Annotated in this window: 20 protein-coding genes; 11 read left to right on the forward strand and 9 right to left on the reverse strand. The window is 55.6% G+C overall.

Annotated features, from left to right (window positions below):
* Positions 1–84 precede the first annotated feature (84 nt).
* The gene (locus AC6I8T_RS05940) at positions 85–1560 is read right to left on the reverse strand and encodes a DNA-3-methyladenine glycosylase 2 family protein (RefSeq protein WP_208725501.1); all 1476 of its coding nucleotides are present in this window, start codon (positions 1558–1560) and stop codon (positions 85–87) included.
* Between the two features lie 158 nt (positions 1561–1718).
* On the opposite strand from AC6I8T_RS05940, the gene AC6I8T_RS05945 reads away from it, so the two are divergent.
* The 3 genes from AC6I8T_RS05945 (at position 1719) to pnuC (ending at position 4173) form a co-directional block, all read left to right on the forward strand.
* Positions 1719–2204 carry a methylated-DNA--[protein]-cysteine S-methyltransferase gene (locus tag AC6I8T_RS05945; protein ID WP_021182426.1) on the forward strand — a complete coding sequence of 162 codons (486 nt, stop codon included), beginning with the start codon at positions 1719–1721 and terminating at the stop codon, positions 2202–2204.
* 157 nt (positions 2205–2361) lie between these two features.
* Complete coding sequence (gene nadA, locus AC6I8T_RS05950; protein ID WP_208725029.1) at positions 2362–3423, forward strand: quinolinate synthase NadA; 1062 nt, start codon at positions 2362–2364, stop codon at positions 3421–3423.
* 30 nt (positions 3424–3453) lie between these two features.
* Complete coding sequence (gene pnuC / locus AC6I8T_RS05955) at positions 3454–4173, forward strand: nicotinamide riboside transporter PnuC (protein ID WP_021182428.1); 720 nt, start codon at positions 3454–3456, stop codon at positions 4171–4173.
* Here pnuC and zitB read toward each other — a convergent pair.
* The 3 genes from zitB to AC6I8T_RS05970 are packed head-to-tail and all read right to left on the reverse strand — an operon-like array spanning position 4170 to position 8738.
* Entirely contained in the window at positions 4170–5129 is a 960-nt protein-coding gene (zitB, locus tag AC6I8T_RS05960; RefSeq protein WP_021182429.1) for a CDF family zinc transporter ZitB, read from the reverse strand. The two genes, pnuC and zitB, sit on opposite strands and share 4 nt — an antisense overlap.
* Complete coding sequence (locus tag AC6I8T_RS05965) at positions 5098–8172, reverse strand: ATP-binding protein (protein ID WP_497833589.1); 3075 nt, start codon at positions 8170–8172, stop codon at positions 5098–5100. The genes zitB and AC6I8T_RS05965 overlap by 32 nt, the downstream gene beginning before the upstream one ends.
* Entirely contained in the window at positions 8154–8738 is a 585-nt protein-coding gene (locus AC6I8T_RS05970) for a response regulator transcription factor (RefSeq protein ID WP_021182431.1), read from the reverse strand. The genes AC6I8T_RS05965 and AC6I8T_RS05970 overlap by 19 nt, the downstream gene beginning before the upstream one ends.
* A 120-nt stretch (positions 8739–8858) precedes the next feature.
* Between AC6I8T_RS05970 and AC6I8T_RS05975 the strand changes: the two genes are divergently transcribed.
* The 7 genes from AC6I8T_RS05975 to AC6I8T_RS06005 all read left to right on the forward strand — a co-directional run bounded on the left by AC6I8T_RS05975 (position 8859) and on the right by AC6I8T_RS06005 (position 15105).
* Positions 8859–9716, forward strand: a complete 858-nt coding sequence (locus tag AC6I8T_RS05975) for a MurR/RpiR family transcriptional regulator (RefSeq protein ID WP_497833590.1) — start codon at positions 8859–8861, stop codon at positions 9714–9716.
* Between the two features lie 133 nt (positions 9717–9849).
* Positions 9850–11187, forward strand: coding sequence for an aspartate aminotransferase family protein (locus tag AC6I8T_RS05980; RefSeq protein ID WP_497833591.1), 1338 nt, complete (start codon positions 9850–9852; stop codon positions 11185–11187).
* 2 nt (positions 11188–11189) lie between these two features.
* On the forward strand, positions 11190–11741 hold the full coding sequence (locus AC6I8T_RS05985) for a carboxymuconolactone decarboxylase family protein (RefSeq protein WP_208725033.1): 552 nt from the start codon (positions 11190–11192) through the stop codon (positions 11739–11741).
* A 137-nt stretch (positions 11742–11878) separates the two neighbouring features.
* Complete coding sequence (gene glnH, locus AC6I8T_RS05990; RefSeq protein WP_208725034.1) at positions 11879–12631, forward strand: glutamine ABC transporter substrate-binding protein GlnH; 753 nt, start codon at positions 11879–11881, stop codon at positions 12629–12631.
* 51 nt (positions 12632–12682) lie between these two features.
* Positions 12683–13339, forward strand: a complete 657-nt coding sequence (gene glnP / locus AC6I8T_RS05995; RefSeq protein WP_208725035.1) for a glutamine ABC transporter permease GlnP — start codon at positions 12683–12685, stop codon at positions 13337–13339.
* A 2-nt stretch (positions 13340–13341) separates the two neighbouring features.
* Positions 13342–14064 (forward strand): glutamine ABC transporter ATP-binding protein GlnQ, encoded by a 723-nt coding sequence (gene glnQ / locus AC6I8T_RS06000; protein ID WP_036624772.1) that lies wholly within the window; start codon positions 13342–13344, stop codon positions 14062–14064.
* A 21-nt stretch (positions 14065–14085) separates the two neighbouring features.
* Positions 14086–15105, forward strand: coding sequence for a C45 family autoproteolytic acyltransferase/hydrolase (locus tag AC6I8T_RS06005; RefSeq protein WP_497833592.1), 1020 nt, complete (start codon positions 14086–14088; stop codon positions 15103–15105).
* Between the two features lie 44 nt (positions 15106–15149).
* On the opposite strand, the gene AC6I8T_RS06010 is transcribed toward AC6I8T_RS06005, so the two are convergent.
* A complete protein-coding gene (locus AC6I8T_RS06010; RefSeq protein WP_208725037.1) occupies positions 15150–15506 on the reverse strand; it encodes a YbgS-like family protein in 357 nt (118 codons plus the stop codon).
* Between the two features lie 291 nt (positions 15507–15797).
* On the opposite strand from AC6I8T_RS06010, the gene aroG reads away from it, so the two are divergent.
* Positions 15798–16850 (forward strand): 3-deoxy-7-phosphoheptulonate synthase AroG, encoded by a 1053-nt coding sequence (aroG, locus tag AC6I8T_RS06015; RefSeq protein WP_497833593.1) that lies wholly within the window; start codon positions 15798–15800, stop codon positions 16848–16850.
* Between the two features lie 83 nt (positions 16851–16933).
* On the opposite strand, the gene gpmA is transcribed toward aroG, so the two are convergent.
* From gpmA to galT, 4 genes are all read right to left on the reverse strand, one after another.
* Positions 16934–17686 (reverse strand): 2,3-diphosphoglycerate-dependent phosphoglycerate mutase, encoded by a 753-nt coding sequence (gpmA, locus tag AC6I8T_RS06020; RefSeq protein WP_013508332.1) that lies wholly within the window; start codon positions 17684–17686, stop codon positions 16934–16936.
* A gap of 146 nt (positions 17687–17832) precedes the next feature.
* A complete protein-coding gene (gene galM, locus AC6I8T_RS06025) occupies positions 17833–18867 on the reverse strand; it encodes a galactose-1-epimerase (protein ID WP_208725039.1) in 1035 nt (344 codons plus the stop codon).
* On the reverse strand, positions 18861–20009 hold the full coding sequence (gene galK / locus AC6I8T_RS06030; RefSeq protein ID WP_497833594.1) for a galactokinase: 1149 nt from the start codon (positions 20007–20009) through the stop codon (positions 18861–18863). The genes galM and galK overlap by 7 nt, the downstream gene beginning before the upstream one ends.
* Positions 20010–21053, reverse strand: coding sequence for a galactose-1-phosphate uridylyltransferase (gene galT, locus AC6I8T_RS06035; RefSeq protein ID WP_497833595.1), 1044 nt, complete (start codon positions 21051–21053; stop codon positions 20010–20012).
* Between the last annotated feature and the right edge of the window lie 101 nt (positions 21054–21154).

A 21154-nucleotide genomic window follows, 5' to 3' on the forward strand; every position in this document is an offset into this window, starting at 1 on the left:
TAGAAAGGCGCCCTAAAGGCGCCTTTTTGCTTTCCCGGGATTCGGATGCGTAGCGGTGCGATTTATCGCGCTCTTTTATGACCGTTACGAATCATGCTTTTCTGCGCGATCAATCGCACCGCTACGCCAGATATGCAGCACCGCATAACTGCGCCACGGACGCCACACCTGCGACAGTTGTTCCGCTTCCTTAGCACTTACGCCGCCCAGATTGTTACGAATCGCGATATCCTCTTTGGGAAACGCATCCGGCCAGCGCAGCGCCCGCATCGCGATATAGCTGGCGGTCCATGGACCGACCCCTTTCAACGCCAGCAATTGCTGCTGCACCACATCCGGATTTACCGCGCCATTAAAACGTAAGACACCCGAGGCGCAGGATTGAGCCAGTGCGATGATCGCCTGGGAACGTGCGCTGACAATCCCAAGGCTGGCGATATCATCCTGGGTTGCAGCCGCCAGCGTTTCTGCGCTGGGAGAGAGGCGCGACAGCTCAGGCCACGGCGTTATCATGGGCTCGCCAAAACGCTGTGCCACACGGCTACTCAACGTCGTCGCCGCCTTGACCGTCACCTGCTGACCGAGAATCGCCCGCACTCCCAGCTCAAAACCATCAAACGCGCCTGGCACTCGCAGGCCGGGATACTTTGCCAGACTCGGTGCCAGTAACGGGTCCTGGGCTAACTGGTCGGCAATTCGCTGCGGTTGGGCATCCAAATCGAACAAATCGCGCAGGCGGCGTAGCAGGGCGGGCAACACCGGCGTCAGGCTGGTGGTGAATTGCACCTTCAGCGCCTGTTTCTCAGGATAGTGGCTGACGCGTACCCAGCCCTGACAACCGCCCAGCGCCACGGTACGGTGATAAACGCCTTCTGACACCCATTCCACCTCCTTCATCACGCGCTGTTGCAGAAAATCGAGTATCGCCTCCCAGTCATAAGGCGGGCGATAACTCAGGCGGAGTTCCGCGCTCTCCTGCAACGGTGTGCCGGGGGCAGGGGAAGCCTGTTTGCGCAGGCGGGATGGCGTCATACGATAGCGGGCCTGGAACACATCATTGAATCGGCGCAGGCTGTTAAAACCGCTGGCATAGGCGATTTCCGTGATTGGCAGCGAGGTTTCAGTCAATAGCTGCTTCGCCAGCAACATGCGCCGGGTTTGCCGTAATTCGATCGGTGATACGCCCAGTTCCTGTTGCACTACGCGGCGCAGCTGGCGCTCACTCAGACCAAACTCGCTGGCAATCTCCGCCAGCGTTTCCTGCTCTTCCAGCAGGCCTTCTTCAATGCGGCGGATCAGCCGATCGGCGATACGATGGTGACTATCAACCGGGGCAAAACCGGGAGCCAGTTCCGGGCGGCACCGCAGACAGGGGCGAAAATGGGCCTTCTCTGCCGCTTCAGCGCTGGAAAAGAACAGGCAATTTTTCTGCATTGGGGCTTTAACCGGGCAGATCGGTCGACAATAGATGCCGGTTGATGTCACACCAACAAAAAACAAGCCGTCAAAACGGCTGTCGCGCGATGTCAGCGCCTGGTAAGCAATATCGGGATCAAACATCATCTTCTCCAGCAAATAAACCGCATCCTCGCGCAGCCTGGCGACGAAAACTCGCTGCTTTCGGACAGCTAACCAGTTTATCTGCATGACCGAAAACAGCCAGTTTATGGCAGCAAAAGTGCGATAATGCACCACAGATATCAAGCCGGAGGCGCACTATGTATCATGCAAAAATTATCGCTACCCCTGTGGGCGATCTCACCTTAATTGCCAGCAATAAAGGACTATCGGCGATTTTGTGGGAGAACGAAGGATCACAACGCGTGCCGCTCAAGCCGATCAGCCGTGATGACCAGCATCCGATCTTATGTGAAACCGAACGCCAGCTAGGCGAATACTTTGCCGGGCAGCGTCAGCAGTTTGACCTGCCCTATGACACCGTCGGCACTGAGTTTCAGAAAAAAGTCTGGCAGGCGTTGATCACCATTCCTTTTGGTGAAACCCGCAGCTATCGCCAGATCGCCGAGCAAATTGGTAATCCTAAAGCGGTGCGGGCCGTCGGTGCGGCCAACGGTAAGAATCCACTGTCGATTGTGGCACCCTGCCATCGTGTTATTGGCAGCAATGGCAAACTGACCGGATTTGCCGGTGGCTTGCCGGTCAAAGCCTTCCTGCTGGAACTGGAAGGGATGCCAAAACGCTAACCGCGTCACAGCCACTCTGCTTTGGGTAAAAAAAACACGACACGCTCGGTGAGATCCGCTATCTTGTTTAGCATATAAAACACGATGGCGGATTTTGTGCCATCTTAATCGCCATGTAAGGCGATTTTGTTAAATTAAGAAAACCGAGAGCCGTGTCATGAGCCTGATGTTCGATCCTGAAAGCGCGATCTACCCCTTCCCGCCGAAACCGGCGCGTCTCAGCCAGGATGAAAAATCGTTTTATATCGGAGAAATTAAACGGTTACTAAAAGAACGCGATGCGGTGATGGTGGCGCATTATTACACCGATCCAGAAATTCAGGCTCTTGCGGAAGCCACCGGTGGCTGCGTAGCGGATTCGCTGGAAATGGCGCGTTTTGGTAGCACTCATCCGGCCTCCACTCTACTGGTGGCAGGGGTGCGTTTTATGGGCGAAACCGCGAAAATTCTCAGCCCGGAAAAAACCGTGCTGATGCCTACCTTGCAGGCGGAATGCTCGCTCGATCTGGGCTGTCCGATTGATGAGTTCAACCGCTTTTGCGATGCGCACCCGGATCGTACCGTGGTGGTGTATGCCAACACCTCGGCAGCGGTTAAAGCCCGCGCTGATTGGGTTGTGACCTCCAGCATCGCGGTTGAACTGATTGAACATCTCGACAGCCTCGGTGAGAAAATCATCTGGGCACCGGATCGTCATCTGGGGCGCTACGTTACGCAGAAAACCGGCGCGGATGTGCTGTGCTGGCAGGGGGCCTGCATCGTACACGATGAATTCAAAACCCAGGCGCTGCAACGTATGAAGGCGCTCTATCCTGATGCCGCAGTGCTGGTCCACCCGGAATCCCCTCAGGCGATTGTCGATCTGGCCGATGCAGTCGGTTCTACCAGCCAGCTGATTCAGGCGGCGAAAAGCCTGCCGCATCCGCAGATGATTGTCGCCACTGACCGCGGCATCTTCTACAAAATGCAGCAGGCGGTACCGGAAAAGGAGCTGCTGGAAGCACCGACTGCCGGAGAAGGGGCCACCTGTCGCAGCTGTGCGCATTGCCCGTGGATGGCAATGAACGGGTTGAAAGCGATTGCCGAAGGGTTAGCGCAGGGCGGCAGTGAGCACGAAATCCATGTCGATGATGGATTACGCGAAGCGGCGTTGCTGCCACTCAACCGCATGCTATCCTTTGCAGCGGAACTCAAACTCAAGGTGAAAGGGAACGCCTGACGCGCTGCACCTTTCAGACAGGTGCCCGTTATGGATTTCTTTAGCACACAAAACATTCTGGTTCATATTCCTCTCGGCGTCGGCGGCTACGATCTTTCCTGGATCGAAGCGGTTGGCACCGTGGCTGGCCTGCTGTGTATCTGGCTGGCCAGTCTGGAAAAAATCATCAATTATTTCTTCGGCCTGATCAACGTTACCCTGTTTGCGGTGATCTTCTTCCAGATCCAGCTCTACGCCAGTTTGCTGCTGCAACTGTTTTTCTTTGTCGCCAATGTCTATGGCTGGTATGCCTGGAGTCGGCAAAATGAAGCGCAGGAAGCGGAGCTGAAAATTCGCTGGCTGCCGCTGCCAAAAGCGCTGGGTTGGGGGGCCGTATGCGTCATTGCCATCGCGCTGATGACCTTCTGGATTGATCCGGTGTTTGCCTTCCTGACCCGCAGCGCGGTAGGCATCATGCAGGGGCTGGGGTTGCAGGTGGTGATGCCGCAATTACAACCGGATGCCTTCCCGTTCTGGGATTCCAGCATGATGGTGTTGTCGATTGTGGCGATGATTCTGATGACGCGTAAATACGTGGAAAATTGGCTGCTGTGGGTGGTGATCAATGTCATCAGCGTGATGATTTTTGCCCGTCAGGGCGTCTATGCCATGTCGCTGGAGTACGCCATCCTGACGCTGATCGCGCTGAACGGTTCCCGTTTGTGGATCAAAAGCGCACGCGAACATGGCTCGCATGCGCTCTCCTCTTAATGATGTTGGTGCACATGACCGGCATGATGATGCGGGTCATGCTGCGTACTCCCTGAGTCGAAGCACAATTCACAATCCGGCCCGCTACAGGGCTGGTACTCCATCTGCACCGTGGCGTGAGCGATCTGATAATGCTGGTGCAGGTAGCGATGAATGCGCACCAGCAGCGCGTCGTGGTCATAAGGCGGGATCACCTGTACATGCAGCGTCAGCACCGGTTTCTCGCCCACTTGCCATAAATGCACATGATGGACATTGCGCACTTCAGCGATATTCAGAGTCAGTTCGCGTTTGAGCTTATCAACATTGATATGACCGGGCGCGCCCTCCAGCAGTTCGTGCAAGCTCTCACGCAGCAACGACCAGGCGCTGCGTACCACCAGCAGCGACACCAGCAGCGACAGAATCGGATCGATCGGCGTCCAGCCGGTGAACATAATGATCACCGCCGCGACAATAGCACCGACCGAACCCAGCAAATCCCCCAGCACATGCAGGGCGGCTGCGCGCACGTTAAGGTTCTTCTCTTCGCTGCCATGATGTAGCAGCCAGAAGGAGAGCAAATTCGCCAGCAAACCGGCCACGCCAATGGTTAGCATCAGGCCACCGGCGACCGGCTGCGGTTGATAAAAGCGCCGTAACGCCTCCCAGACAATCATCACGGTAATCACCAGCAAGGCAATCGCGTTGACAAAGGCTGCCAGCGTGGTGAGACGCAACAAGCCAAAGGTATGACGCGCATTCGGTTTGCGTCGGGAAAATTGCACAGCCAGCAGCGCCATCAACAGGGCGGCGGTATCGGTAAGCATATGACCGGCATCCGCCAGCAGGGCCAGCGAACCGGAGATCCAACCGCCAATCGCTTCGACCAACATAAACAGGGCGGTAATGCCAAAGGCCGCCGCGAGGCGGGTATGGTTGCCGTCAGGCGTGTTGTGAGAATGGGTGTGTGCCATAACTTTCCAGTTTTTTCAGTAACCTGTTCGTTAATGATATCAGTAAATTGAGTTGCTCTGGTTCCAGCCGTTGCTGTTTGGCGGCTTCTGCCAGTTGCTGACAATGGGACGCAACCTCGTCCATCCCCAGCAACAGCCAGCTGCCTTTCATCCGATGTGCGGCGCGCGCCAGTGCTGGCCAATTCTGCGCGGTGCTGGCGGTCAGCAGGGTGTCGCGGTCCTGTAGCATCGTGCGTTGCAACGTCTGACAAATGCGCGGAATCATGCTGGCGTTGTGCTGCGCAAGGATATGCAGGCTGTCGGATAGCTGTATCAGCGGGTCCTGGCTGGCGCGCGCCAGCAAGGGGGCAACATCATTCAGCGTGATCGGTTTTACCAGCAGCGCTTCGCTGGGTTGAAGCGGCAGCTTGACCAGCTGCGCATCTGCGGAACAGATCACCCGCAACGCATTATCGCCACGTTGTCGCTGGCGGCGACGCAGGATCCGCAACAGCGTGAGGCCGTTGGGACGCGGCATCATCTGGTCAATAAACAGCAGGTCAAAGGGCTGACGGGCATCCGCGCGCAGCAATGCGCGCCCCTCATCAAACACCTCGGCATGAATGGCAAAAAGCGCCAGTTGCTGCTGCATCACCAGCAAATTGGTGGGATGGTCGTCGACAATCGCCACGCGTAGCTGCGGATAGTGCGGCCAGGCGGCAGAATCGCTTTCCGTCTGACTGTCGACAAGGGTGAGCGGCAGCGTGACCTCAACGCGGGTGCCCGTCCCCGGTGCTGACGTTAACGTCAGGCTACCGCCCATGCGCTGCACAATCTCCCGGCAGATAAACAAGCCAAGACCGCTGCCCTGCACGGCGAGGGCTTTACCGGACGGTGCCTGATACCAGGGTTCAAATAACTGCGCCTGCTCCTCTTGCGGGATGCCGCTGCCGCTATCCGTCACCACCAACACGATGGCGTCATTGACCGCCAGCGTCAGGCGGATATCACCCTGACGGGTAAACTTCAGCGCGTTCGCCACCAGATTATTCACCACCTGTTGCAGGCGGTCGCCGTCCAGCAGTACCGTGCCGGGCAGACGAGTTAACGCCTCCACCACCAGCTGTGGGCCGGCATCCCGCATTAACGGATGATAGAACTGCTGCTGCTGTTGCAGCCAGTGCGACAAATTCAACGGGCGCGGTGCCAGGCGAAAACTGTGGCTCTCGATGCGCGCGTGATCCTGCAAATCATTCAGCAATGCCATCAGCGAGCGTGCGCTGCTGTGCATCAGTTCCAGCCGGGCGCTGGGATGTTGCTGTTGTTCCAGCTCCAGCAGGCCCAGAATCGCCTGCATTGGTGTACGAAGCTCATGGCTGGCGGTGGCAAGAAACTGACTTTTCGCGGCATTGGCCCGCTCGGCCTGCTCGCGTTGCAGACGTTCGCGCCGTTGTTGCAGGTAGCGACGTATCAGCAGCACCAGCAGCACCAGAATCGCGATACCCGCGGCAATCAGCACCAGTAGCGGCACATTACGCATCGCCATGCTGGTGCCGGGCTGTGGCGGCACCGACCAGTTATCGCGCATCTGGTTGAGGGTTTCCGGTGGGATTTGCTGTAGCGCCCGATCCAGCAAGGCACGCAACACCGGTTGTTGATCGCTGATTTGCGGGGCCAGTGGCCAGGCAATATCACTAGCGGCAAACGCCAGATGGATGCGCTCACCATAATGGCTGGCGATGCGCCAACGTGCCGATAGCACATTATCCACCAGCGCATCGATTTGGTTGTTACTCAGCGCCTGCCACAACTGGGCACGGTCGTCAAAAACCTGGACGTTAATTCCACCGGGCAGCATGCGTTGTGCCAGGTCGTCGCGCAAGATACCTACGCGTTGTCCCTGAAGCGCCTGCCAGTTCATGGGCTGGTGCGTCGACAGGGTGTAAATGCCCCAGATGGCACGCCATACCGGTAGCGTGGTGGTGCCGTCCAGCGCAGGCAGAACGCTGAGCATCACCTGTTGCTGCTGGAGCAAGGTGGCCGCCTGTTGTGGATTCGCCACCCAGTGCGGGGTGAAATGCAGGCCGGTGCTCTGGCTGAGTGCGTTGAGTAAATCAATAGCAAAACCCCGTGGGTTGCCATTGGCATCACGATAGCTCCAGGGGGCGTTATCAGCCTCAGCGGCATAGGGAATTTGCTGATGTTGCGTCAGCCACTGCTGCTCCGTCGCAGAAAGCATCAGCGTCTGCGTATCCTGATAACGCAGCAGCGGGGGACTCCAGCGCTGCTGAACCCGGTTGCTGAATTCGGCAGGCAGCAGACGCAGTTGCTGATTAAGCCACTGGATCAGGGCCGGATCGCGAGCCATCGCTCGCAGGGTGAGATCTCCGGCACCCGGGTCAGCGGTGATTTGGTAGATCTGCCCCTGCTGCAACTGACTGAGCAGAAATCCGGCGCTGGTTTGGTCAGCCACCAGGTAGTCGCTTTGCTGATTGAGCAGCGCATACAGCGCCTGAAGATCCCCCGGTAACGCATACCAGCGATGCGCACGCACAAAATTTTCCGGCAGCTGCGCCAGCGTGGATTGGGCCACGGTGAGTTGCGCATTGTGGCTATTGAACATCACGGCGCGTTGATTTTCGCGGTTGCGGTAGATACGCACCGGGCTGGTGTACCAGCTATCGCTGAGGAGAATGTCAGGTGATAAGGAGGCGTGGTTGGTACTTAGCACCAAATCAACCTCACCGCGCGCCAGCGCGGCCAGTTGCTGGTCACGATCGGCATAGGTTTGCAACACGAAGTGGCTGCCCGTGAGCTGGCTGAGCGCGCTCAGATAGTCAGCGTCGACACCCCAAATCTGATCGCCGATGCGCATCACCCAGGGCGCGCTATTTTGCGCGGGGAGCGCCACGCGCAGGGGAGAGGACGACCACGGCGTGCTGTGTGGCGCAGGCATCATTGACGGCAGCATCACGCTGCTGGCAGGTTGTAAATCGGCCTGTACCACGGTGCTGAAAAGCCAGACCAGCAACAAAAGCAGACGTCTCACTGATGTGCTTTCCACAGTTCAGCCAGTTCAACCACCGAATGCACCCCGGTTTTCTCGAGGATGTTCTTCTTATGCGTGCTGACGGTTTTGTTGCTGATATGCAGTTGTTCAGCAATCTGCAAATTCGACAGGCCGCGAGCCAGCAGGGCAACAATCTGCTGCTCTTTTTCGGTCAGTGGTAAATCGATGCGTTCTGGCAAGGCTGGAAACGCCTGTTGCCCGCCCAGCACCGCGAGAATTGCACTCAGCAACTGCGCCATGCTCTGGCTTTTCACCACATAACCAGCAGCACCTAGCGAGGCGGCGCGCAGCAGGGTATGACGACTCTGCTCCGCTGAATAGATCAGTACCGGACAGTCGGGATGATGTATGCGCAGACGACGCAACAGTTCCAGCCCGTCGCTGTCCGGTAAGCCAATATCAAGGATAACCAGGTCGATAGCTTGTTGTTGCAGCAATTGGCGCGCCTGGGCTTCGTCACCGGCGGCGTACAGCTGTAACGGAATCGGGGAGTTGACGCAGGCAGCACTCAGCGCGACTTCAACTAACGGGTGATCATCAATAAGCAGCAGCGCAGCCATAATCCTGTCCTGTCGTTTTCGTTGTTTTAGCATAACGGAAAAGCAGGGGAATATTCATTATCTCCCCGGCGTATGAGTGTTAACATCGTGCCGTTACCCTTTTTATGATGACGAAACGCGATGAATCTACGGGAAAATATTGTCAGTCAGTTCAGTTCACTCTCGCCAGAGTTACAGCGTGCCGCCGAATTTTCCCTGCAACATGCCAACAAACTGGTGGTGTTGTCGATGCGCGCTTTTGCCGCTGAAGGCGGCGTCAAACCTGCCACATTGCTGCGGCTGGCGCAGCGCCTTGGTTATCAAGGCTGGGGTGAACTGAAAAGCGCCATGATTGATGATCTGGGCTTGCGCAATGATACATATGTATCCAAAGCGGAAAAACTGATTGCGAAAGGCACCCAGCCAGCGCTGTATGAAGAGGTTTTTCTGGCGCATCAGGCCAATCTGGCCTTTACCCAGACAGAAAACCAACAGGCAATGCAGCAGGCAGTCACCTTGCTGGATGAGGCGGAAAACGTCTATATCTGCGGTTTTCGTGCCAGCTTCCCCATCGCCTGGTCGCTGTTTTATGTCTACCGGCTGTTTAACCGTAAGGTGTCATTGATTGATGGTCTGGCGAGTAACATCGAAGTCTTTACCCGCGAGTTAAGTGGCAAAGATTGTGTGCTGCTGACCAGCTTCGCGCCTTATTCACGCGAATCGCTGGATGTCCTGCACGCGGCAACTGAGGCCGGTGCGCGTATCATCGCCATTACCGATTCCCCGGTTTCCCCACTGGCACAGGCGGCAGATTGTACCCTGTTGTTCTCTATCGACAGTCCTTCCTTCTTCCCTTCGGTGGTGTCGGGTATGGGGTTAGCGGAATGCCTGCTGGCGATGCTGGTGGCGCGTCATGGACGCGAAGCGGTCAGCAAGATTGAGAGCGCGGAACGTTATCTGATTGATTCGGGAGCCTACGTTATCCCTGGCAAATCCTGACGGCTGATCCATTTGTTCCTGTCATAAGAAAATGAAATGCATTTGTATCATATTTGCATTGACGTGATTCAAATGGATCATGCAAGATGCAATCAATATCGAGCACAAGCGTTTTCAGGAACAGGAACAAAGCATGAGTCAGATCATTCACCGCAGCCTTCGTACCACGCCAGCCGTGGCGGTGAGCGCGCAGGGGGCTTACATCACCGATATTCATGGTAAGCGTTTTCTCGATGCCTGCGGGGGCGCGGCAGTTTCCTGCCTGGGGCATGGTCATCCCGAGGTGCTGGCCGCCATGCACCGCCAGATTGATCAACTGGCTTATGCGCACACCAGCTTTTTCACCAGTGAAACTGTTGAACAGTTGGCTGCGCAATTAACCCGCACTGCCCCTGGCGATCTGAACTATGCCTACTTCGTTTCTGGCGGCTCCGAAGCGGTTGAGACGGCGCTAAAACTGGCACGTCAGTATTTTGTTGAGATTGGTCAGCCTGAGCGCACCACCTTTATTGCCCGCAAGCAGAGTTATCACGGTAATACCCTTGGAGCGTTAGCGGTAGGGGGCAATGAGTGGCGTCGCCGTCAGTTTGCCCCTTTGTTGATGGATGTGGTTCGCGTGTCGGCATGCAATGAGTATCGCGATCGTCGTGACGATGAAAGCCAGCAGCAATATACCCAGCGTCTGTTGAATGAACTGGAAGAAGCGATTCTGACCACCGGGCCGGAGAAAATCATTGGTTTCTGCGCGGAAACGGTGGTCGGTGCGACTACCGGTGCCACGCCGCCAACCCCCGGCTATTTTCAGGGTGTGCGCCGTTTATGCGACAAGTACGGCATCCTGTATATCGCCGACGAAGTGATGTGCGGCATGGGACGTACCGGCACCCTGCATGCTTTTGAGCAGGACGGCGTGATACCGGATATTGTCACCATCGCCAAAGGCTTAGGTGGCGGTTATCAGCCGATTGGTGCGGTGCTGGCGAGCGAAAAAATTGTCGCGGCATTACAGGCGGGCAGTGGCTTGTTCCAGCATGGTCATACTTACATCTGTCACGCCACGGCGGCCGCAGCGGCATTGGCGGTACAGCAAGTTATTGAGCGCGACAACCTGCTGGCACAGGTACAGCAGCAGGGGGCATATCTGCAACAGGCGTTGCGTGAGGTGTTAGGTGAGTTGTCGCATGTCGGAGACACGCGCGGGCGCGGTTTGTTCGCGGGCGTGGAACTGGTGCAGGATAAAGCCAGCAAGACCCCGTTCGATCCGGCACTGAAGCTGCATGCGGCAATCAAAGCGCAATGTATGGCGCGTGGTTTAATGGTGTATCCGATGGGCGGCACCCTCGACGGTCAATATGGCGATCATATCCTGATCGCACCACCGTTCATCGTCACTCGCCCACAACTGGATTTTGTGGTGGATACGCTGCATCAGGTAATTAGCGAAGAAACGCGCAAGCTGGCGGGGCGTTAATTATGAATCGTTTACCGCCGCTGGCTGAACAGCAATGGAGCGAAGAACAGCGTCAGTTGGCTGAAGAGATCATCAACGGACCGCGCGGTGCCTTGTTGCCACCGTTTGAACCGCTGTTACGCAGTCCGGAGTTGATGGCGCATGCACAACGTATGGGTGAATATCTGCGTTATCGCAGTGCGCTGGGTCAGCGCCTGTCGGAGCTGGCGATTCTGCTTACGGCGCGCCATTGGTCACAGCCGGTTGAGTGGGCGATTCACGCCCCTATCGCACGGGAGAAGGGGATCTCCGCCCACGCGGTGCAGGCGATTAACGAGCAACGCTTGCCTGAAGATTTACAGGATGATGAGTGGGTGCTGTATCACTTCTGCCAGCAGCTGCATCAACAGAAAAAAGTGAATGATGACACCTGGCAACAGGCCATCGCCCTGTGGGGTGAGAAAGGTGTGGTCGACCTGATCGGTATCAACGGTTATTACAGTTTTCTTTCCATGATAATGAATGGCGCACAGACGCCAGTACCCGACACCAGGGATTTTATTATCCCCGCATAAGTGGTTCACTCGAAAATAAGGGCAGGCATCGCGCCCTTATTCCCCGTGCTGAATAACATTGATGAATAATGGTAGCCAATATTTATTGTGCTGCGCGAATGCTACTGCCTGCTGTTTCACTGACGCTGAGGGTTATTATGTCTGCATTTTTTTCAAAATTAAAAGTCACGCTGGCACTCGTTGCCTGTTCGGCCAGTTTTGTTGCTACGGCCCAGGATAAATTGGTGGTGGGTGTGGATACCGCTTTTGTTCCGTTTGAATTTAAACAAGGCGATAAATATGTCGGTTTTGATATCGATTTATGGGATGCCATTGCACAGAAAATGCATGTCAGCTATGAATTACGTCCAATGGACTTCGGTGGTTTAATTCCGGGCTTGCAATCACGCAATCTGGATGTGGCAATGGCCGGGATTACCATCACCGATGCTCGCAAACAGGTGGTGGATTTCAGCGATGGTTATTATGACGCCGATTTATTAATGGCGGTTAAAAGCAGTGATAACGCCATCACCAAATTCAGCGATTTGGCGGGTAAAAAAGTGGGCCTGAAACAGGGCACTGCGGCGGCCAGCTTTATGAAAGCCAAATATAAAGCGGATTACGTTGAGTTCCCGAATATCGACAACGCCTACCTTGATTTGCAGGCCGGTAATCTGGATGCCGTGGTGCACGATTCACCGAACGTACTCTATTACGTGAAAACTGCCGGTGATGGCAAAGTGAAATCTACCGGAGAAACCGACAGCATTCTGCCGCAGCAGTACGGTTTCGCAATGCAGAAAAACAGCAGCTGGACGCCAAAAGTTAATGCGGCGCTGAAAGCATTACGCGCCGACGGCACCTACAACAAAATCTACGTAAAGTGGTTTGATAAACAACCTAAATAATCCTGTCAGGCCGGTGAAAACCGGCCTGAATTTAGCTGAATTGGTCGTGCTATGAATTTCGAAACCAAATATATATGGGAATCCCTGCCGCTGTTATTACAGGGATTACAATTGACGTTGATTATTTCCCTGACGGGATTGCTTGGTGGGTTTGTGATTGGCCTGCTGGCGGGAACCTGCCGTGCCCTGGGTGGCCGTATCACGAAAACGATATCATTAATTTTCGTTGAGCTGATCCGTGGTACACCTATTATGGTGCAGGTGATGTTTATTTACTTCGCATTGCCGATGGTGTTACCAATTCGTATCGATCCGGTGAGCGCCGCGATTGTCACCATTATTATTAACTCTGGTGCCTATATTGCAGAAATTACCCGTGGCGCCATTTTATCCATTAATAAAGGTTTTAAAGAGGCCAGCCTGGCGATGGGTCTCTCCCAGCGCCGTACACTATGGTACGTGATCATGCCGCTGGCGTTACGTCGTATGATTCCGGCGCTGGGGAATCAATGGATTATCAGCATTAAAGACACCTCATTATTTATTGTCATTGGCGTGGCTGAACTAACGCGTCAGGGCCAGGAAATTATTGCGGGCAACTTCCGCGCACTGGAAGTCTGGACCGCGGTCGCGCTGATTTATCTGCTGGTGACGTTGTGCCTGAGTTTCCTGCTGAAGCAACTGGAGAAAAGGATCCATATTTTATGAGCATGGTTGAATTTAATGCGGTCTCCAAGCATTTTGGTGCGACTCAGGTGCTGCACGATATCAATTTAAAAATTGAAGCCGGGGAAGTGGTGGTGATCATCGGTCCATCGGGATCGGGCAAATCAACGCTGCTGCGTTGTATTAACAAGTTGGAAGAGATTTCTTCCGGCACCCTGCTGGTGGCAGGCATGCACATCACCGATCCCCACGCCAATGAGTGTGATATCCGCCGCGAAGCAGGGATGGTGTTCCAGCAGTTTCACCTGTTTCCGCATCTGACCGCGCTGGAGAACGTGATGTTTGGCCCAATTCGCGTGCGTAAGCAGAGTAAAGCGGCGGCACGCGAACAGGCGCTGGCGCTACTGGATCGCGTCGGGCTGCGTGAACGTGCCAATCATTATCCCTCCGAGTTGTCCGGCGGCCAGCAGCAGCGTGTCGCGATTGCCCGTGCGCTGGCGGTGAAGCCGAAAATGATGCTGTTTGACGAACCGACGTCGGCCCTCGACCCGGAGCTGCGCCATGAGGTGTTAAAGGTGATGCGCTCGCTGGCGGATGAAGGCATGACAATGGTGATCGTCACCCATGAGATCGGTTTTGCGCGTGATGTGGCATCGCGACTAATCTTTATTGATGGTGGCACCATTGCGGAAGATGGCCCGCCTGATATTCTGCTCAACGCCAGCAGCAATCCGCGTCTGAAAGAGTTTTTGCAGCACGTTTCCTGAATATAAGTGAATGATAACACCATGAAAAAAATCGCAATCAGTGGATCCGCATTTGCCGTCGGTAAGCAATTAGGTGAGTTTGGCCGTGATGCCTGGCATCAGAAGCTGACGCAAACCCGGCTGTGGCAAACGGTGATCGCCATGCAGGGATCGGCACAACTCCAGGCAATGCGCGCTGCGGTGATCGCGCAGTATCCGCTGATTTGGCAGGAGCTGGAAGGTATGGCGCAGGGGCTGGGCGTCCCGGTTGACGAGGTCCTCGCCTGGAACTGCCGTGGCGATCTGGTGCGTTCCACTTCGGACGGTTGTACTACCGTGGCGGGTAGTCGCGTGACCGGTGAGATTATCATCGCCCATAACGAGGATGGTTTCCCGCAGCTGCGCGAGGATTGCGCGCTGGTCAGCATCACGCCGAATGACGGGCTGGGGTTCACCAGCTTTGCTTATCCCGGCTCAATTCCCGGTCATACCTTTGCAGTTAACGAGAAGGGCATCGTCAACACGGTGAATAATATCCGTGCGCTGCACCGCCCGGCGGGTTTACCGCGTCAGGTGCTGGCCCGCGCGGCGTTAAACGCCGCCACGCTGGACGAGGCGGTTCTGCAATTAACCACGCATACGCGTGCCGGGGCATTTCACCATACGCTGGGACAGATGGGCGACGGTCGTGTATTCAGTGTGGAGGCCACCGGTTCGGGCTGTTCCGTGGTGCAGGTAACAAATGTGATGGGCCATGCCAATCACCTTGTTCACCCGGTGATGGACGATGTTCAGCAGGTTATCACCGCCAGTTCAGCTTCACGCCAGGCAAGATTAAAAGGCTGGCAGGCCAGTCAGTCAGAACTGGACGAGGATGCGGCAAAAGCGATTTTGTCGGACCAGCATGATGCTGAGCTACCGATCTACCGTTTATCACCGCAGGACCCGGATGACGAAAACACCCTCGCTACCGCGATATTCACCCTGAGTTCGCAGCGGGTTGACTGGCAGGTCTTCACCCTGGATCGCCAGCTTGCCGCGTTGAAGGGCTGGGTCAGTTAATGGACAGGTCGTCACCCTAAAGATGACGACCTGATTGAACAGGCTTACTGGCTGGTACCGTCGGTTTTGGTATTAACCTCACCGCTGCCTTTTTGCGTCTGGACTTTTTTGTTCATGTCCGGACATTTCCCTTCTTTACACTGGCTATTTTTATGAATTTCGCTGGCAGACATATTACTGCTGTCAGTACTACCCGACGTTGCCGCGCTATTCACATCAGTGTTGTTGATTTTGCTATTATCAACTTTATTCGGTGGCAGATTCTGTTTCGCGCCGCCAGCCGCCGCACCGGCATCCGCAGCCTGATTAGTTGTCCCGTTACTATCCGAAGCCGCCATCGCTGCTCCGCTACCAAGTGTCATTGCTGCCGTGAGAAAGATAATTGCAAACTTATTCATCATTATGCTCCTTTAATTAATGACAGTTGCCGTCTTGAACCCGATGGTGCAGTTTGACGAAAACAAAGCACCCCGACGGAATATAATTCCATCGAAGATGTGATGTGTGAATTTAACTAATGAAGTTTATTCAATACATGGTGCTTACTATTAAAAGTCTAGTGCAAAACCGCATAAATGCAAATTTCACTTATACCCTTTCCCCGCGCGGGTAATTTACAGCGCTAGTCTGACGGGCTACAGTGGACGGGTTGCGTCCGGCGCGCGCCGGGCCAGAAATTGAATGGACTAAGTATGAATTACCAGAACGACGATTTAAGAATTAAAGAAATCAAAGAATTATTACCTCCTGTTGCGTTGTTTGAAAAATTTCCCGCGACTGATAGCGCGGCACAGACCGTCGCGAAAGCCCGCCAGGCTATTCACCGTATTCTGCATGGCGAAGATGACCGCCTGCTGGTGATCATCGGGCCGTGCTCGATTCATGACACCGCAGCCGCCAAAGAGTATGCCGGGCGTTTACTGAAGTTGCGCGATGAGCTGAGCGGCGAGCTGGAAGTGGTAATGCGTGTCTACTTTGAGAAACCCCGTACCACCGTGGGCTGGAAAGGGCTGATCAACGATCCTTACATGGATGGCAGCTTCCAGATCAACGACGGCCTGCGTCTGGCGCGCAAATTGCTGGTGGATATCAACGATACCGGTCTGCCTGCGGCAGGCGAGTTCCTTGATATGATCACCCCGCAATACGTGGCGGATCTGATGAGCTGGGGCGCGATTGGTGCGCGTACCACCGAATCACAGGTGCACCGTGAGCTGTCTTCCGGTCTTTCCTGTCCGGTAGGTTTCAAAAATGGCACCGATGGCACCATCAAAGTGGCGATTGACGCCATTGGTGCTGCCAGCGCGCCGCACTGCTTCCTGTCGGTCACCAAGTATGGTCATTCAGCGATTGTCGAAACCAGCGGCAACGAAGATTGTCATATCATTCTGCGTGGTGGCAAAGAGCCGAATTACAGCGCCCATCATGTGGCAGCGGTGAAAACCGGGCTGGAGAAAGCGGGCCTGACACCACAGGTGATGATCGACTTCAGCCACGCCAACAGCAGCAAACAGTTCCAGCGCCAGATGGTGGTGGCGGAAGATGTTGCGCAGCAGATTGCCGGTGGTGAGCGAGGTATTACCGGTGTGATGCTGGAGAGTAACCTGGTGGAAGGTAACCAGAGCCTCGACAGCGGTGAGCCGCTGGTATACGGCAAAAGCGTGACCGATGCCTGTATTGGCTGGGAAGATACTGACAAAGTATTGCGTCAGTTGGCTCAGGCGGTGAAACAGCGTCGCGGTTAATTTCCGTAGCGGCGCGATTTATCGCGCGGGTTTGATAACAGCGCGATAAAGAGAAAGGCCAGACTTGCGTCTGGCCTTCTTTTTTATTTCGCTTTACCCTGGTTTGCCACCGCGGCTGCTTTCGCAGCGATCTCGTCGGCATCGCCCAGATAGTAACGTTTCAGCGGTTTGAAGTTCTCGTCGAACTCATACACCAGCGGCACGCCGGTTGGGATGTTCAGTTCGAGGATTTCGTCTTCGCTCAGGTTGTCGAGGTATTTCACCAGCGCACGCAGCGAGTTACCGTGTGCCGCAATGATCACTTTCTCACCGCTTTTGATGCGCGGCAGAATGCTGTCGTTCCAGTAAGGGATCACACGTTCGATGGTCAGCGCCAGGCTTTCGGTGGTCGGCAGCTGGGCATCAGTCAGTGATGCATAACGCGGGTCGTGGCCCGGGAAACGCTCATCGCTGCGATCCAGTTCTGGCGGAGTAACCGCGAAGCCGCGACGCCACTGTTTCACCTGATCGTCGCCATATTTGGCAGCGGTTTCTGCTTTGTCCAGACCCTGCAACGCACCGTAGTGACGTTCGTTCAGACGCCAGCATTTTTCAACCGGCAGCCAGGCCTGGTCCAGCTCGTCCAGTACATTCCACAGGGTGTGGATGGCACGTTTCAGCACGGAGGTGTAGGCAAAATCGAATACGAAACCTTCTTTCTTCAGCAGCTGACCGGCTGCTTTGGCTTCGGTGCGACCCTTGTCGGACAGATCCACATCGTACCATCCGGTGAAGCGGTTTTCCTGATTCCACTGGCTTTCGCCGTGGCGCACCAGAACCAGCTTAGTTACGGCCATAGCTTAACTCCTTAATGCTTGATGTATTATAGAAACCGGCGGCGGCCACCTGATGAAGCGGCTCACTGATAGCGCCATACCATAGCGGAAAACATCGCACTGCGTAAGCCTGTCAGCGACGCAGTGCGCGTTTTTCATCCGGCGGGTCAGTGCGGGGTGAGGCGATAGCGCGTCACCGACTGCCAGCTGTCGCCGGGTTGCAACCAACAATCCGGTTGCGGCCACTCAGTATGGTTGGGCGAATCCGGTAAAAATTCACTCTCTAAGGCGATGCCCTGGAAAGCAGTATAGCTTCCCTGCTCGCGGGCGCGCGTTCCCTCCAGATAGTTGCCGGAGTAGAACTGAAGCGCCGGGGCAGCGGTAAATACGCTCAACTCCAGCTTACCGTCGGCCGACCACAGTCGGGCGGCGGGCTGGCTGCTGTCACCAGCGGTATTCAGCAGAAACGCATGGTCATAACCTTTTACCGCTTTCTGATCGTCATCGGCGAGGAAGTCATCGGCGACGGTTTTCGGCTGACGAAAATCGAAGCTGGTTCCCTCTACCGCTTTCAGCGGCGCATTGGGGATGCCTTCATTGTCGACCGGCAGATAACGGTCTGCCAGCAGTTGTAAGCGATGCTGGCGCGCATCGCCATGATGCGCGTCAAGGTTGAAGTAAGCATGGTTGGTAAGGTTGACCGGGCAGGGCTTATCGGTGCTCGCTACATAGCTAATCGACAGGCAATTGTCGTCATCAAGTTGATAACGCAGGTCAGCAATCAGATTGCCGGGGAATCCCTGATCGCCATCCGGCGAGTCGAGGCGATAATGCACCTCGGTTTCGCTCTGGCTGATGATCTGCCAGCGACGTTTATCAAATCCTTGCGGCCCGCCATGTAGCTGATGCGCACCCTGATTGGCCACCAGTGCCAGATTCAGCGGCTTCAGCGTGGCGTTGGCGATACGGTTGGCATAACGGCCAACCGTGGCACCGAGATACGCATCTTGGTGCAGATAGTCGGATGGCGTGGCGCAGCCGAGCAGCGCTTCACGCACGCTACCATCCCGCATTGGCACGCGCGCCGACAGCCAGGTCGCGCCCCAGTCCATAAACGTCACCACCATACCGTTGTGATTACGTAACACGGTAATGCGCCACGGTTGTCCATCCGGTGCATGTGATTGCACATCATTTACCATTGGCCAGCTCCTTCAGAGGCTTTACACACGTAGAAGGTTTCTTTGATACCGGTTTGGGCTTCATACTGCCCGGCCACTGCCGCTTTCACCTGATCCACCAAATCGGTTGGCATCAGGGCCACGATGCAGCCGCCAAAGCCGCCACCGGTCATTCGCACACCGCCGCGCGGTCCGATCTCAGCTTTGACGATCTCCACCAACTGGTCAATCGGCGGTACGGTGATTTCGAAATCATCACGCATTGAGGCATGTGATTCGGCCATCAGAACACCCATTCGCGTCAGATCGCCCGCTGCCAGCGCGTCGGCGGCTTCCAGCGTGCGCGCATTCTCGGTAATCACATGACGGACACGTTTTGCCACCAGCGGATCGAGCTTGTCTTCAGCCGCTTCGAATTCCGCCAGGGTGACATCGCGCAGCGCGGGTTTATTGAAGAAACGTGCACCGGTTTCACATTGCTCGCGACGGGTGTTGTATTCACTGCCCACCAGCGTCCGGCGGAAGTTGGAGTTGATGATCACCACTGCCACATCTGCCGGCATCGAAACGGCGCGGGTGCTGAGGCTACGGCAATCCAGCAGCATGGCGTGATCCTGCTTACCCAGCGCCGAGATCAACTGATCCATGATGCCGCAGTTACAACCGACAAACTGGTTTTCCGCTTCCTGACCGTTCACGGCAATGGCTGCGCCGTCGAGCGGCAGTTGATACAACTGTTGGAACACGGTGCCCACCGCCACTTCAAGCGACGCCGAAGAACTCAGGCCCGCGCCCTGCGGCACGTTACCGCTGATCACCATATCCACGCCGCCAAAGCTGGCATCGCGTTTTTGCAGATGTTTCACCACGCCGCGCACATAATTGGCCCACATCGGTTCTTTTACCGGCTCAATCGGCGCATCCAGTGAGAAACTGTCTTGCTGGTTATCGTAATCCACCGCCACCACGCGCACCTGGCGGTCATCGCGTTTGGCACAGGCAATCACGGTTTGATAATCAATGGCGCAGGGCAGCACGAAACCATCATTATAGTCGGTGTGTTCACCAATCAGGTTAACGCGACCAGGTGCCTGAATGCTGTGGCTCGGCTGATAACCAAATGTCTCGACGAACGTCTGTTGTGTAATGGATTTTAATGACATTTATTGCGCCTCGCGGAAATGGACATCGCTGACAGAACGCAGGCGTTCAGCCGCCTGTTCTGCCGTTAAATCACGTTGGGTTTCGGCCAGCATCTCGTAGCCAACCATAAATTTGCGCACCGTTGCTGAGCGCAGCAGCGGCGGATAGAAATGCGCGTGCAGTTGCCAGTGATCGTTGGCTTCACCGTTAAAAGGCGCGCCGTGCCAGCCCATTGAGTAGGGGAAGGAGCACTGGAACAGGTTGTCGTAGCGGCTGGTGAGCAGCTTGATCGCCAGCGCCAGATCTTTGCGTTGCGCGTCGGTCAGATCGGTGATGCGTTTCACCTGCGCTTTTGGCAGCAGCAGCGTTTCAAACGGCCACGCGGCCCACCAGGGCACCACCGCCAGCCAGTGGTCGGTTTCTACTACGGTACGGCTACCATCGTTCAGTTCACGCGCGGCGTAGTCCAGCAGCATCGGTGTGCCTTTTTCGGCGTAATAGCGACGCTGGAGATGGTCTTCCCGCTGTGCCTCATTCGGCAAAAAGCTGTTTGCCCATACCTGACCGTGCGGATGGGGGTTAGAGCAGCCCATCGCTGCACCTTTGTTTTCAAACACCTGCACCCACGGGTAGTGCTGACCGAGATCGGCGGTTTGTTCCTGCCAGGTACGTACGATCTCTTCCAGCGCGCTGAGCGGCAGTTCCGGCAGGGTTTTGCTGTGATCCGGCGAGAAGCAGATCACCCGGCTGGTGCCGCGCGCGCTTTCGCAACGCATCAGAATATCGTCGCTTTGCGGCGCATTAGGCGTGTCGGTCATCAGCGCGGCAAAGTCATTAGTGAAGACGTAAGTGCTTTTATAATCGGGATTTTTATCACCGGTGATGCGGGTATTACCGGCGCAGAGGAAGCAGTCGGGATCGTGTGCCGGCAATGTTTCCAGCGCCGGCGTTTCCTGTGCGCCCTGCCACGGACGCTTGGCGCGATGTGGCGAAACCAATACCCACTGATCGCTCAGCGGGTTATAACGGCGATGCGGATGATCGACCGGGTTAAATTTTTCCATGTTGGATCCTGGTAAACGACAAACAGATAAAAATGACTGCGTTCAAAGTAGCATAAAGGTCAGACTGAAAGCGTGATCCAGTCTGGATAAATGGTATCGTT

The sequence above is a fragment of the Pantoea sp. X-Soil-OKNW-556 genome (assembly GCF_059730695.1).